This is a genomic window from Marivita sp., assembly GCF_965656765.1.
In the GTDB taxonomy this organism is placed as follows: Bacteria; Pseudomonadota; Alphaproteobacteria; order Rhodobacterales; family Rhodobacteraceae; genus Marivita.
The window spans coordinates 31,895-44,694 of record NZ_CBFHLV010000022.1 but is presented as its reverse complement, the minus strand read 5'-3'; the positions used below and the strand labels follow the sequence as shown (position 1 = coordinate 44,694).

14 protein-coding genes are annotated in these 12,800 nt (G+C 56.6%); 11 read left to right on the top strand and 3 right to left on the bottom strand.

Translation table 11 applies throughout. The features are described from left to right. Window positions 1-452: 452 nt before the first annotated feature. On the bottom strand, window positions 453-869 hold the full coding sequence (irrA, locus tag ACTG4M_RS08495) for an iron response transcriptional regulator IrrA (protein WP_439123219.1): 417 nt from the start codon (window positions 867-869) through the stop codon (window positions 453-455). A gap of 171 nt (window positions 870-1,040) precedes the next feature. On the opposite strand from irrA, the gene fabA reads away from it, so the two are divergent. Next, on the top strand, window positions 1,041-1,550 hold the full coding sequence (gene fabA / locus ACTG4M_RS08490) for a bifunctional 3-hydroxydecanoyl-ACP dehydratase/trans-2-decenoyl-ACP isomerase (protein ID WP_439123218.1): 510 nt from the start codon (window positions 1,041-1,043) through the stop codon (window positions 1,548-1,550). Between the two features lie 27 nt (window positions 1,551-1,577). Here the strand turns inward: fabA and ACTG4M_RS08485 are convergent, their stop codons facing one another. Next, window positions 1,578-2,240, bottom strand: a complete 663-nt coding sequence (locus ACTG4M_RS08485) for a dimethylsulfonioproprionate lyase family protein (protein ID WP_439123217.1) — start codon at window positions 2,238-2,240, stop codon at window positions 1,578-1,580. 294 nt (window positions 2,241-2,534) lie between these two features. On the opposite strand from ACTG4M_RS08485, the gene ACTG4M_RS08480 reads away from it, so the two are divergent. The 4 genes from ACTG4M_RS08480 (at window position 2,535) to ACTG4M_RS08465 (ending at window position 6,447) form a co-directional block, all read left to right on the top strand. Then, window positions 2,535-3,764, top strand: coding sequence for a beta-ketoacyl synthase N-terminal-like domain-containing protein (locus ACTG4M_RS08480; RefSeq protein WP_439123216.1), 1,230 nt, complete (start codon window positions 2,535-2,537; stop codon window positions 3,762-3,764). 2 nt (window positions 3,765-3,766) lie between these two features. Beyond that, window positions 3,767-4,558, top strand: a complete 792-nt coding sequence (locus ACTG4M_RS08475; protein WP_439123215.1) for an enoyl-ACP reductase FabI — start codon at window positions 3,767-3,769, stop codon at window positions 4,556-4,558. Between the two features lie 62 nt (window positions 4,559-4,620). Continuing rightward, the gene (locus ACTG4M_RS08470) at window positions 4,621-5,295 is read left to right on the top strand and encodes a flavodoxin reductase (RefSeq protein WP_439123214.1); all 675 of its coding nucleotides are present in this window, start codon (window positions 4,621-4,623) and stop codon (window positions 5,293-5,295) included. A gap of 129 nt (window positions 5,296-5,424) precedes the next feature. Further along, a complete protein-coding gene (locus tag ACTG4M_RS08465; RefSeq protein WP_439123213.1) occupies window positions 5,425-6,447 on the top strand; it encodes a PAS domain-containing protein in 1,023 nt (340 codons plus the stop codon). A 13-nt stretch (window positions 6,448-6,460) separates the two neighbouring features. Here the strand turns inward: ACTG4M_RS08465 and ACTG4M_RS08460 are convergent, their stop codons facing one another. Then, the gene (locus ACTG4M_RS08460; protein WP_439123212.1) at window positions 6,461-7,327 is read right to left on the bottom strand and encodes a hypothetical protein; all 867 of its coding nucleotides are present in this window, start codon (window positions 7,325-7,327) and stop codon (window positions 6,461-6,463) included. 113 nt (window positions 7,328-7,440) lie between these two features. Between ACTG4M_RS08460 and miaB the strand changes: the two genes are divergently transcribed. The 6 genes from miaB to ybeY all read left to right on the top strand — a co-directional run bounded on the left by miaB (window position 7,441) and on the right by ybeY (window position 12,750). Continuing rightward, window positions 7,441-8,763, top strand: coding sequence for a tRNA (N6-isopentenyl adenosine(37)-C2)-methylthiotransferase MiaB (gene miaB, locus ACTG4M_RS08455; protein WP_439123211.1), 1,323 nt, complete (start codon window positions 7,441-7,443; stop codon window positions 8,761-8,763). Between the two features lie 129 nt (window positions 8,764-8,892). Beyond that, entirely contained in the window at window positions 8,893-9,423 is a 531-nt protein-coding gene (locus tag ACTG4M_RS08450) for an OmpA family protein (RefSeq protein ID WP_439123210.1), read from the top strand. Window positions 9,424-9,434: 11 nt separating this feature from the next. Further along, the gene (locus tag ACTG4M_RS08445) at window positions 9,435-9,737 is read left to right on the top strand and encodes a hypothetical protein (protein ID WP_439123209.1); all 303 of its coding nucleotides are present in this window, start codon (window positions 9,435-9,437) and stop codon (window positions 9,735-9,737) included. Between the two features lie 75 nt (window positions 9,738-9,812). Continuing rightward, window positions 9,813-10,790 carry a PhoH family protein gene (locus tag ACTG4M_RS08440; RefSeq protein WP_439123208.1) on the top strand — a complete coding sequence of 326 codons (978 nt, stop codon included), beginning with the start codon at window positions 9,813-9,815 and terminating at the stop codon, window positions 10,788-10,790. Between the two features lie 131 nt (window positions 10,791-10,921). Continuing rightward, window positions 10,922-11,935, top strand: a complete 1,014-nt coding sequence (locus tag ACTG4M_RS08435; protein WP_439123207.1) for an IS110 family transposase — start codon at window positions 10,922-10,924, stop codon at window positions 11,933-11,935. Between the two features lie 311 nt (window positions 11,936-12,246). Continuing rightward, entirely contained in the window at window positions 12,247-12,750 is a 504-nt protein-coding gene (gene ybeY, locus ACTG4M_RS08430) for an rRNA maturation RNase YbeY (RefSeq protein WP_439123221.1), read from the top strand. Window positions 12,751-12,800: the final 50 nt, after the last annotated feature.

Sequence of the window (12,800 nt, the reverse complement as noted above, 5' to 3'; positions counted from 1 at the left end):
AACATCCAAAAATGGCTGCTGAACACTCCAATCAGCAACACCGCTCAAGCCAAACGAAAGACCCGCAGAAGACGTCTGCGTCCCAAAAACGTCGGTCAAGGGTTCCATGCCCCACTCCACTCATCCAAAACGCCCCCGCTGAAAGGGATGAATGGTGATGTGTGAATGCGGTCTTAAAGGTTGGATTTGTTTGAAATTGTTGATGCCAGTATGGAGCTATTGCGCCGCGACACTGGCGACGACAGATGCGCATTAAACCGCGCAAAAGCAGTGGTTTATGGTTGGGAAACAGGGAGTTGGTTAATGATCAGATCGCTGTGTCATAAGATGCTGAGACATTGAGACAAACACATTGTATCGTCGGCACCCCGCAAAATCGGTCATGCTTAACGATGTTTAAAGCACCAAATTTACCAGACGGTGCCGGAATGTCTTGGAATGTCCTGCGTCGATCAGGTGCGGCGCAGCTTGATCACAACGTTTACGCTTGAGATTTCAGCCCCTTCCGGAGGGCCGGGGATGCGCGCGATTTCAAGCTCATCTGCGGGGGCGTCGGTCAAGCGACCTTCGTCTTCCCAAAAGAAATGTGGATGGTCATGGGTGTTGGTGTCAAAATAACTGCGCGCGCCATCGACCGTTACTTCTTGCATGAGCCCTGCGTCACAAAAGGCGCGTAATGTGTTATAAACAGTGGCCAGCGACACTTGTTCGCCAGTATTTTGAACGGCGGCAAAAAGGCTTTCAGCTGTGACATGGCGGTTTTTTCCGTCGCCTACCAACAGTGACGCGAGCGCCACGCGCTGACGGGTCGGGCGCACGCCGCCCTTTGACAGCCAATCGGTTCCGCGTTCGATGGATTGTGACGACATGCCGTTTCCGCTCCTTGTTAGTGTACATATAGGGTGCGAATGGCTCGCAGTTCAAATAAATTCCTTGCAACAACTTGTCTCATGTCCGCATGGGGGCGGGCTTGCGTGGGCGCTGCGCCAGATGATAGAGGAAGCGGGATTTTGCCAATCATTCCGGGAGCCACGCCAAATATGACCGATTTTCCACGCAGCTTTGATCGCGACGACCTTCTGAAATGTGCGCGGGGCGAGCTGTTCGGGCCGGGAAATGCGCAGCTTCCCGAACCACCGATGCTCATGATGGATCGGATCACCGATATTTCGGGCGATGCAGGTGAGCATGGCAAAGGCCATGTTGTGGCCGAGTTCGACATCAAACCCGATCTTTGGTTTTTCGAATGCCACTTTCCCGGCAATCCGATCATGCCTGGCTGTCTTGGCCTTGATGGCTTGTGGCAACTGACCGGGTTCAACCTTGGATGGCGCGGTTGGCAGGGGCGTGGTTATGCGTTGGGCGTTGGTGAGGTGAAACTGACGGGCATGGTGCGACCAGACCGCAAAATGCTGACATATTACGTGGATTTCACCAAGGCGATCCAAACACGTCGCTTGACCATGGGTGTTGCTGATGGCCGTGTCGAGGCAGATGGCGAGACCATTTATTTGGTCAAGGACATGAAGGTCGCCCTGTCAGAAAGCTGATCCACCGGCTGCGTTCGCTAAAATTGACTATTTCTTTGGGCCACGGCTGAACACCATCTTCTGGTTTGCCAGCTTGTCGCGGTCGCCTGTCCACGCATAGCACAGAAGAGCCGGGTTCTGTTCAGCGACAGTGATGCGGTGGCGTTGTTCGGGCGGGTTAAAGATGAGAGACCCGGGCGCATAGACGCCTTGGTCATTTTCGGACACCGCTCCGGACAGGCAGATATAGCTTTCCGAGATGCCATCATGGGCATGTGCCGGATATGTACAGCCGGGGGCAAACAGCACAAGGCCAAGGATGACCTCGTTTGTGATGACCGGGCCAGTGGGCCCGGCAAGTTCGGCATATGCGTATTTACGTTCCAAACCACGCGGAACCTTTTCATAGCCATATTGCCAGACAAGATGCGCCTGCACGCTTTCCAAAGCGCGGATGAATGGCGCGTGACGTTCCATCCGGCCATTGTCTAGCGCGCGACGCAGATGCGCAGTGACTGGTTTGGACACGGTGTCGTGTTCCCGCACTTCAGCATTGGATTTGATGACGCGGCTGATTCCTTCGCGCACGGTTTTCTGGTGACTGCGGATCTTGGCACTGCCGCCGGCCGACAGGCGACGATAAAGTTCATAATAGTCACGCAACAGATAGAGCCAGTCTGGGCGATCCTGAAGGCGAATTTGGTCTGTCATAACGGTCACCGTCCGGCGCTGTGGTTGAATGCGAATCTCAGTGTTGTGTCCTGATTTCCGAGGCAGGGCGCAATACTGTTATTCATGCCGCGAGCGCATAGCGGCTTGCACGATCATCAATTCGGGCATGGCTGTTCTTGGTGAATGTCAGACCGTTGATTACGATAGTGGAAATCACCGGTGCCACGGTATTGCGACACGGGCTGCGACCGGGCGGCTTGCAAGCGCCCAATCTGCTTGCCCCCACCCCCCACCTTCCCCTACACACACTTGCAACAATTGTAAGGAGCCGTGATGCGCCGTGTTGTCGTGACAGGATTGGGGATTGTTTCGTCCATTGGGAACAATACCGACGAGGTGACCGCGAGCCTGAAGGCTGGGCGGTCTGGGATCACAGCGAATGCCGATATGGCCGAACACGGGTTTCGGTCACAGGTGGCGGGTGCGCTTGATCTGAATGTGGCCGACCATGTAGACAAGCGCACGCTGCGCTTCATGGGGCCCGGGGCGGCTTATGCCCATATCGCGATGGGACAGGCGATCGCAGATGCTGGGCTGACGCCCGAAGAAGTTGTGGATCCCATGACGGGTCTTATTGCCGGGTCCGGTGGTCCCTCAACGAGCGCAATGCTGGCAGCACATCAGACTGTGCTAAAGACTGGCGGGACCAAGCGCATTGGCCCATTTGCAGTGCCTAAGACAATGTCATCGACCGTCAGTGCAAACCTTGCAACGGCGTACCAGATCAAGGGCATGAATTTCTCAATCACATCCGCTTGCTCGACATCGTTGCATTGCATCGGCATGGCAGCGCAGCAAGTGGCTTTGGGTGCCCAAGACGTGATGTTTGCTGGCGGTGGCGAAGAACTTGACTGGACTTTGTCCTGTCTGTTCGACGCGATGGGTGCGATGTCGTCCAAGTACAACGACATGCCCGAGAAAGCTTCGCGCGCGTTCGATGCGGGCCGCGATGGGTTCGTGATTTCCGGTGGTGGCGCGATGGTCGTGCTGGAATCGCTCGACCGTGCCGTGGCGCGCGGCGCCACGATCTATGCCGAAGTGACCGGCTTTTCAGCCACCTCTGACGGGGCCGATATGGTTGCGCCGTCTGGTGAAGGTGGTGAACGCGCGATGCGTGGCGCGCTTAAGACGCTGCCAGAGGGCCGGACGGTCAGCTATATCAACGCGCATGGCACTTCGACCCCTGTGGGTGACGTGGGCGAGATCGAAGCGGTCCGCCGCGTTTTTGGCGACGGAAGCACGCCGCCCGTCAGCTCGACCAAATCCATGACCGGTCACAGTCAGGGCGCGACAGGTGCGCAAGAGGCGATCTATTGCCTGCTGGCGCTGCGCGACGATTTCATTATCCCGTCGATCAACGTCGAAACGCTTGATCCAGCGCTCAAGCCCGAAGAAATCGCAACCGATCTGGTTGAAAACGCGGGGCTGGATACGGTGATGACCAACTCTTTCGGGTTTGGTGGCACAAACGGGTCGATGCTTTTGTCGAAATACATGGATTGAAAATGACCGGACAATTAGAGGGCAAGCGCGGCCTGATCATGGGCGTCGCCAACGAGCGATCCATCGCGTGGGGGATCGCCAAGGCGATGGCAGAAGCCGGGGCCGAGCTTGCCTTCACCTATCAAGGTGAGGCATTTGGCAAGCGTCTTGAACCGCTGGCAGCAAGTGTTGGGTCGGATTTCATGGTCGACGTGGATGTGACGGATGACGCATCCTTGGATGCTGCGTTTGAAAAGCTGGGCGCCCGGTGGCCGACGATTGATTTTCTGGTGCATGCGATTGCCTTTTCCGACAAATCGGAATTGCAGGGTCGTATCCTGAACACCAGCCGGTCAAACTTTAAGAACTCGCTCGATATCTCGGCCTACAGCTTTATCGACGTGGCCCGCCGGGCGCATCCGTTGATGGTCGAAAACGGCGGCACATTGCTGACGCTGACTTATATGGGCTCAACCCGCGTTACGCCGAACTACAACGTCATGGGTGTCGCCAAGGCCGCACTTGAAGCGTCCGTGCGCTATCTTGCCAACGATCTTGGCCCAGAGGGCATCCGCGTCAATGCGATCAGCCCCGGTCCGATGAAAACGCTCGCCGGGGCGGCTATTGGCGGTGCGCGCAAGACCTACAAGCACACCGATCAGAATGCGCCGCTGCGATCCAACGCGACGCTTGACGCGGTTGGTGGCACAGCGGTTTATTTGGCGTCTGATTCAGGGGCCTGCACAACCGGGGAAATCGTTCGGGTCGATGGTGGTTTTCACGTCTTGGGTCTTCCGCAATACGAGTATCTTTGATCAAATCGGGAACCCTGCTTTGATTTGACAGTTATCTCCGGCAAAAGGAGAACACTGTTCACATGACGCATACCCTGACGCTGCAAAGTATCGAACCCGTAACGCACGACACCTACCATTTGGTGTTCAACAAGCCGGATGGATATGAATACACGCCCGGGCAAGCGTGCGATTTTGCTCTTGCGAAAGATGGCTGGCGGGATGAACAGCGGCCGTTCACATTTACCGGACTGCCGACAGAGCCCACGCTGGAATTTGTCATCAAATCCTATCCTGATCATGATGGTGTGACAGACCAAATTGCTGGATTGCAGATGACCGATCAGGTCGAAATCTCGGACGCCTGGGGCGCCATCGAGGACAAGGGGCCGGGCGTTTTCATCGCCGGTGGTGCAGGCATCACGCCCTTTGTTGCTGTTCTCAAACGCCGTTTGCAGACGCATGGATCGCTAGAGGGTTGCCAGCTGGTCTTTTCGAACAAGTCCGAGAAAGACATCATACTCCGCGACACGTTTACGTCGATGCCGGGCCTCACCTGTCATTTTGTAGTGACCGACGATCCGGATAGTGAATTTGCACGTGAAAAGATCGACAAAGACTTTCTGCGAGGCATCGTCGCTGACACCGATGGTCCAATCTATGTCTGCGGTCCCGAGCTGATGATTGAAGACATCGTTGCCGCACTTCATGCGCTGGGCGTGGCCGAAGCTCGTATCGTCACCGAGGATTTAGACTAACCAAGCGCAGCCGATACGACAATCAACTTGTCCAGGATGTCGCAGCGCAGAGTTGACGGCGTCATCTGCAGGTCAAACGAGCACCCGGCGATGCGGTTCAGTTCCGCGCGCCGAGCAAGGTAAGGTACGATGGATAGAGATGTTTCCTTTCAACCTGGCGATATCAGCGAACAGGACGCCACCGCCATTTTTAGCGGATCAACGGTGGCCATGGTTCTGACCAACCCGCGCTTACCGGACAACCCCATTGTCTATGTCAATCGCGCCTTTGAACGGTTGACGGGTTACACCTCTGATATGGCGTTGGGCAGAAATTGCCGGTTCTTGCAAGGCGAACAAACCTCGACCTCTTCAGTGTACGAGTTGCGTAAGGGTATCGAAAATCGCGAAGAAGTCGCGACGGTTCTCACCAATGTCCGTGCCAACGGCGATGCGTTCCTCAACGCCTTGCTCATTTCGCCTGTAATCGACGACAACGGCGAGCTGGTCTATTTTGTCGGCCTCCAAAGTGAGGTTGTGAGCGACAAACAGGCAGAGCGGCTCAAGCAGTTCGAGACCGTTATGGCCGAGATACAGCATAGGGTGAAAAACCACCTGTCGATGATCCTTGGGCTGATCCGGATGAAGGCCCGCAAAAGCAGCGTGCCGGATGAATTCAAAGACTTGTCACGCCGCATCGAAAGCCTGCAACTGCTCTACGAAGAAATGTCCGCGGCAACGCTTGAAAGAAACGACGGCAAGATCAAGCTGGGCGCGTATTTGGGTCGTGTTGCGAATGCGATTGCCTATCTCGACAGTCGTCCTGGCGTGCGAATGAACATTCATGTCGAACCTCTCATGGTTGACACGGAAACGGCTGTTCGCATTGGCCTTATCCTTTCCGAAGTGTTGACCAACGCCATGCAGCACGCGTTTCAGGATCAGAAATCCGGTCTGGTAGAATTGCGCGTGATGCGCACCGACAATGGTGGCATGCGTGCAATGGTGACCGATGACGGGGTTGGTATGCCTGACAACGTGACATGGCCCAACTCAGACGGTCTGGGTGGCCGGATCGTCGAGGGCTTGTGTGACGGACTGCAAGCGTCGCTTCAGGTCACGCGCGGTGCAGTCGGAACGACAGTAACTTTGGATGTGCCGGTAGCTGACTGACTGTGTCGGTGGTTTAGAACCACTGACCTGATTCCATTAGTCCTAGATCCAGCAATTGCCTTGAGTGCCATTCAAACGGCACTGAATTGTGCCAGCGAAAGGTTTCGATCTCGTAAGCCGATCCCGGATTACGCTTCAGCGCCTTGGCAGTGCGGAATGTCGCGACCGCAGCAGTAAGATTGTGATGCCATGGGCAAGCGTAGGTGTTGTATTCTTCGTGATTGAACGTGTGGTCAGGCCGAAGCTCAAGACCCGGTTTGGCACGGAATAGCGCGATCCGATCGATTTTGCGACGCTCTGGTGGCACGTGCTCCTCGTACCGCCACCGCAATCCGCCAAAGAAATCAAGCTGCCGTTCCTTGGGGTAAGTGGTTAACGGATCATTTCGACCCAGCGCATAGTAGCCCGACCTGTCGATATAGGCGTCATCAATGCACACCGCGTTTGGATGGGTGTCCAGATCGCCTGCATAGAGGTCGATGGCGTAACACAGCATCGCATCGCGCCGCTCTTCGGTATGGAAGGCCAGCAATTCGCCAATGGTACGGGTCTCGCAAAATGGAAAAAATAAGTATTCGGCGTTGTAGCACACGTAGATCCAAACGCCCGAAGCCTTGGCGATTACAGTGTTCACGATCTCTTCACGGTTGCCCTGACGCGTGAGGTCGCAATCCACGCGCAAGACGGTTTCCGCGACATCTTCGGCAAGTTCAAATTCGGGCGTCATGAACAAAATGACCGACTTGAACCCAAGGTGCAGATTATGCCGTACGGTTGTGTCGATCTCGACCGGATCTTCGGCAAAAACCAATGCGATCGGCCCCTTGGCAATAGCGCCTGGGTTCTGGGATATGAGTTCATTGATGTCTGCGTAGCGCATGAGTTGGCCTCTGCGAGAGTTTCCCACAGAGTCGATGAAAAAAGCGTGCATTGCAAGACAGGGGTGACATGCGGTATCGGCACGCCCTGAACCTTGCCCCGGAGGATTGGCCCATGTCCGAACCGAAGAAGCTCTTTATCAAGACCTATGGCTGTCAGATGAACGTTTATGACAGCGAACGCATGGCCGAGGCTTTGGGTGGTCAGGGCTATGTCGAAACCCAGACGCCCGACGACGCAGACATGATCCTGATGAACACCTGCCACATCCGCGAAAAAGCGGCCGAAAAGGTGTATTCCGAATTGGGCCGTTACAAGAAATTCAAGGCCGCAAAGCCGGACCTTAAGATCGGTGTGGCGGGCTGTGTCGCGCAGGCCGAAGGGCAGGAGATCATGCGCCGCCAGCCGATGGTCGATCTGGTTGTTGGCCCGCAAAGCTATCACCGCCTTCCCGAACTTGAGGCAAAAACACGTGCCGGCGAAAAGGCATTGGACACGGATTTTCCCGAAGAGGACAAATTCGAAGTTCTAAAAAACCGCCCCAAAGCAAAACGTGGCCCAACCGCTTTCCTGACCGTACAAGAAGGCTGCGACAAATTCTGTGCCTTCTGCGTGGTGCCCTATACCCGAGGCGCCGAGGTCAGCCGTCCTGCAGACCGTATCCTCACCGAAGCCCGCGATCTGGTAGAGCGCGGAGTGCGCGACATCACGTTGCTCGGTCAAAACGTAAACGCCTATCATGGCGCCGGAGCGGGCGGGGATTGGTCGCTCGCCCAACTGATCTGGGCGTTGAACGATATCGACGGGCTGGAACGCATCCGGTTTACCACCAGCCACCCTAACGACATGACGGATGAGCTGATCGAAGCGCATGCCAGCTGTCCCAAGCTGATGCCGTACCTGCACCTGCCTGTGCAGTCCGGGTCAGACCGGATCCTCAAGCGGATGAACCGTCAACATACGTCAGAAAGCTATTTGGAGATCATTAAGAAACTGCGCGCGGCGCGTCCCGACCTTCTGCTCTCGGGCGATTTCATTGTCGGCTTCCCTGAAGAAACCGAGGCAGATTTCCAAGCAACAATGGATATCATCCGCGCTGCCAATTACGGGTATGCCTACAGCTTCAAATACTCGACCCGCCCGGGCACGCCGGCAGCTGAACGCGACCAACTGCCCGAAGACGTCAAGGATGACCGCCTACAACGTCTTCAGGCGCTGATCACCGAACAACAAAAAGCGGCACAAGACGCGATGGTCGGCAAAGAGGTCGGCGTTCTGTTCGAAAAGCCGGGTCGCCTAGAAGGACAGATGGTCGGAAAATCAGATCACTTGCACGCGGTGCATGTTCAGGCCGATGGCCTGCAACCGGGTGACCTTCGCCGCGTCCGGATCATCGAGTCCGTGCGCAATTCGCTTAAGGGTGCGTTGATCGAATAACACATCATCTAAGGCTAAGCCGCGATATATAGAGGTTGCCCCTTTTCTGAACCGCAATCTTTGGTACTATGTCCATGAATCGGGTGGTCCATATGTGCGGATGCACCACCAAAGCTGGGAGATGCGGAAATGATTGGGCGGTTGTCCGCATTGATAGTAAGTGTCGCGCTGACGATGCCGCAGATTGCGTCTGCCCAGCAAAGCGAACGCTACACTCCGGGGATTTGGATCGATCCCGACGGGTGTGAACACTGGGTCATGGACGACGGTGTCGAAGGCTTCATGAGCCCACACCTGCGCCGCAACGGCACACCCGTCTGTCACAAGATCAGCCGCTGTGCCGTTGTCCCCACGGACACGATGTTTGGCACATCCAGCGCAACGCTCGCTCCGGGTGGCGTAAACAGTCTGCGCAATTTCTTTGCCGCCAACCCGGCAAACGGCTTTGTCATCGAAGGCCATACCGACAGCCGTGCATCTGACGCATCGAACATGGTGCTCAGTGAACGGCGCGCGCGGGCTGTCGCACGGGTTGCGCAACAGGCAGGAGCGCGGGTGTATTCAGTACGCGGATTTGGCGAAAGCCGTCCCATCGCCAACAACTCAAGCGCCGCCGGAATGGCCAAGAACCGCCGGGTGGAAATCCTATGCCTGCGCTAAGGAGATCCCACATGATCCGCACCATCACCCTAGTTACACTCTGCGCTGCGCTTGCGGGGTGTGAATCTGCCAGCACCGATAAAAGTTTTGATCGGGGGTTCGACAAAAAATCCCTGAGCGAACTGCAAGCTGGCATCTGGATTGACCCTAATGGTTGCGATCATTGGATCATTGACGATGGTGTGGAAGGCTATCTTTCCCCGCGCCTCGATCCCACCGGCAAACCAATCTGTTCGGGAAACTCTAGTGAACGCAGTATCGCTATTGGTGACTTTAAAGGCGGCTCTACATCTTTGATCGGGGATGCACTGTGAAGGAAGGGGTGACCGCTTGCACTGCGTGATGGAACTTGACACCCTGTTCTCGACACCTTTGCACCGGAGACCCGCGTGACCACAGACACCTTGTCAGAAGCGCTTGTAGAATTTCCAGATAACCGTTTGCTTATCGATCTTTGTGGCGAATACGACCGCAACCTGACCGAGATCGAAACCCGGCTTGGCGTTCAAATCCTGCGCCGTGGGAATCAGTTGGCCATTCATGGCGAACCCGATGCACAGGCCGAGGCGCGCGATGTGCTGATGTCGCTCTATCAGCGGCTGGAGCAAGGGCGTAGCGTCAGCCCGGGCGACATTGACCGCGAATTCCGCATGGCCCCAGACGAGGCAACGCCGGATGCTCAGATCGAGATGTTCGAAGGCGGCCCGGTCGAAATCAAGACCCGCAAGAAACTGGTGGAACCGCGCACCGATGCCCAGAAAGCCTATGTGCGCAGCCTGTTTGAAAACGAACTCGCCTTCGGCATTGGACCGGCGGGCACAGGCAAAACCTATCTTGCCGTGGCTGTTGGTGTGAACATGTTCATCACCGGACAGGTCGACAAGATCATCCTCAGCCGCCCGGCGGTCGAGGCAGGTGAAAAGCTGGGCTATTTGCCGGGCGACATGAAGGACAAGGTCGATCCCTACATGCAGCCGCTTTACGATGCGCTGAATGACTTCCTGCCGGGTAAACAGCTGGCACGCATGATCGAAGAAAAGACAGTGGAAATCGCGCCCTTGGCGTTTATGCGCGGTCGCACGTTGTCCAATGCATTTGTCGTGCTGGACGAGGCGCAAAACGCGACGTCCATGCAAATGAAGATGTTTCTGACCCGTCTCGGCGAAGGATCGCGCATGGTCATCACCGGCGACCGCACCCAGATCGACCTGCCGCGGGGCGTGGCCTCTGGCCTGTCAGATGCGGAACGCTTGCTCAAAACCATCCCCAAGATCAGCTTTAATTACTTCACGTCCAAAGACGTGGTCCGTCATCCTCTTGTGGCCGCGATCATCGAAGCTTACGAAAAAGACGCGGAAACGCCCTGATCTTCCTCTTTTGAAAATATGCCGGTGGGGCCGTTCATTTTGCGCCATTGATGAAGTGGATGGCTCCCGCTTCCGGCATCGCAATGTGCCATGTTGGTTGCTGTGAACTCGGCCAACAAAGGGAGCCATCCATGAACGACATTACCACAATCGGGATCGATCTGGCGAAGTCCGTTTTCCAGTTGCACGGCGTTGACGCCGAGGGTCGCCCATCGTTGCGCCGTCAACTCAGGCGCAGCCAGATGCTCGAGTTCTTCCAGCGCCAGCCGGCGTGTCTTATCGGCATGGAAGCCTGCGCGAGTGCGCATTACTGGGCACGGGAGTTGATCAAGCTCGGCCACGATGTCCGGCTGATGCAGCCCAGCTATGTGAAGGGCTACGTCAAGCGCGGCAAGACAGACAAGGCTGACGCGGAAGCGATTTGCGAGGCGGTGTCCCGCCCTTCGATGCGGTTTGTCCCCGTGAAGAGCGAGGACACGCAGGCGCTGCTCATGACGCACAAGGCGCGGGAGTTTCTGGTCCGACAGCAGACCCAGATCGTGAACGCCATGCGCGCGCATCTGGGCGAGTTCGGCATCGTCGTGCCCACGGGGATTCACAACGTCGAGCGCCTGATCGCGGCAAGTGACAGGGCCGATCTGCCCGCGCCAGCGCGCAAGGCTCTGAACCTGCTGGCCGATCAACTGGTCGACACGCAGAAGAAGATCGAAGCTCTGACCGCAGACATCCGCGCGGACGCGAGGGCCAACGCAGCCGCACGGCGCCTGCAAACGATTCCCGGCATCGGGCCGATCACCGCAAGCGCACTGGCTTCGGCTCTACCCGATATCTCGGACTTCAAATCAGGACGGGATCTCTCTGCCTGGCTGGGTCTGACGCCGCGACCTCATTCAACGGGTGGTAAGGAAAGGCTGGGGCGCATCTCGAAGATGGGCAACAGATATCTGCGGCGGTTGCTCTATCTTGGCGCCATCGCGCAGGTCAGCGCCCGGCGTCGTGGCGAGCCCGGTGAGGATTGGTTGTGGAAGATCATGCAGCGCAAGAAGCCTAAGCAGGCCGCAATTGCCCTGGCCAACCGCATGGCGCGCACGGCCTACGCGCTGATGAAGAACCAGACGGAATTCAGGGAGGCAGCGACCACCTGACAGAGACAGGGGGATCACCCCCTACAAGAAGGCAAGTGCATCGTGAGATGATGGCAAATGACGGACAAATCGCCGAGGACACCCTGTTCGAACCGGAGCGCCAGAGAGCGCGTGCCATTGATTGGGACCAGAGCGACCGCGGACTTTCATCAGGGCGCGCAGCCATCGTGCTGCAATCCAGACGCCGTATACATGGCCGCATCCGAATTTACGCCAACTTCAACCGAGACACTCTTGCCTCGCGGGAGCCATCCATACATGGTACAACCGCAATGGACGGCGGGCTGGCCCCAAAGGTATGTCCAATGACCATATTGACCGACATAGTCATGGAAGACCCACGTTGGAATGCGATGGGCTTGGATGCACTTGCCGAGAACGCCGCGATCAACACGCTGGAATTCCTCAATTTTCCGACGGAAGGCTACGAAATCGCCGTTCTGGCCTGTGACGATGCTCGCATCGCCGATCTAAATACCGAATTCCGGGAAAAGCCGACGGCGACGAATGTGCTCAGCTGGCCCGCCTACGAGCTTGCTCCGGAACAGGACGGCGGTACACCAAACCCTCCGCCGGCCCCTGATCCATCGATGGGCGAAAGCCTTGGCGATATCGCAATCGCCTTTGAGACCTGTCAGCGCGAGGCCGAAGACGCGGGCAAACCAATTGCCGATCACGTTACTCATTTGATTGTTCACGGAGTGTTACATCTTTTGGGCTATGATCACGTTCGTGACCGCGATGCCACGCTGATGGAAGGGATAGAGACACAGATACTTGGCAAAATGGGTATTGCGGACCCATATAGGGGGTAGTACGGGCCAAGCGGGCCTCCATCGGAATAGGAAAAAATGGGCGACAACGA

Excerpts from the sequence above, each read along its gene's own strand:
- irrA (WP_439123219.1), bottom strand. The coding sequence starts at position 869 with ATGTCGTCACAATCCATCGAACGCGGAACCGATTGGCTGTCAAAGGGC.
- fabA (WP_439123218.1), top strand. The coding sequence starts at position 1,041 with ATGACCGATTTTCCACGCAGCTTTGATCGCGACGACCTTCTGAAATGT.
- ACTG4M_RS08485 (WP_439123217.1), bottom strand. The coding sequence starts at position 2,240 with ATGACAGACCAAATTCGCCTTCAGGATCGCCCAGACTGGCTCTATCTG.
- ACTG4M_RS08480 (WP_439123216.1), top strand. The coding sequence starts at position 2,535 with ATGCGCCGTGTTGTCGTGACAGGATTGGGGATTGTTTCGTCCATTGGG.
- ACTG4M_RS08475 (WP_439123215.1), top strand. The coding sequence starts at position 3,767 with ATGACCGGACAATTAGAGGGCAAGCGCGGCCTGATCATGGGCGTCGCC.
- ACTG4M_RS08470 (WP_439123214.1), top strand. The coding sequence starts at position 4,621 with ATGACGCATACCCTGACGCTGCAAAGTATCGAACCCGTAACGCACGAC.
- ACTG4M_RS08465 (WP_439123213.1), top strand. The coding sequence starts at position 5,425 with ATGGATAGAGATGTTTCCTTTCAACCTGGCGATATCAGCGAACAGGAC.
- ACTG4M_RS08460 (WP_439123212.1), bottom strand. The coding sequence starts at position 7,327 with ATGCGCTACGCAGACATCAATGAACTCATATCCCAGAACCCAGGCGCT.
- miaB (WP_439123211.1), top strand. The coding sequence starts at position 7,441 with ATGTCCGAACCGAAGAAGCTCTTTATCAAGACCTATGGCTGTCAGATG.
- ACTG4M_RS08450 (WP_439123210.1), top strand. The coding sequence starts at position 8,893 with ATGATTGGGCGGTTGTCCGCATTGATAGTAAGTGTCGCGCTGACGATG.
- ACTG4M_RS08445 (WP_439123209.1), top strand. The coding sequence starts at position 9,435 with ATGATCCGCACCATCACCCTAGTTACACTCTGCGCTGCGCTTGCGGGG.
- ACTG4M_RS08435 (WP_439123207.1), top strand. The coding sequence starts at position 10,922 with ATGAACGACATTACCACAATCGGGATCGATCTGGCGAAGTCCGTTTTC.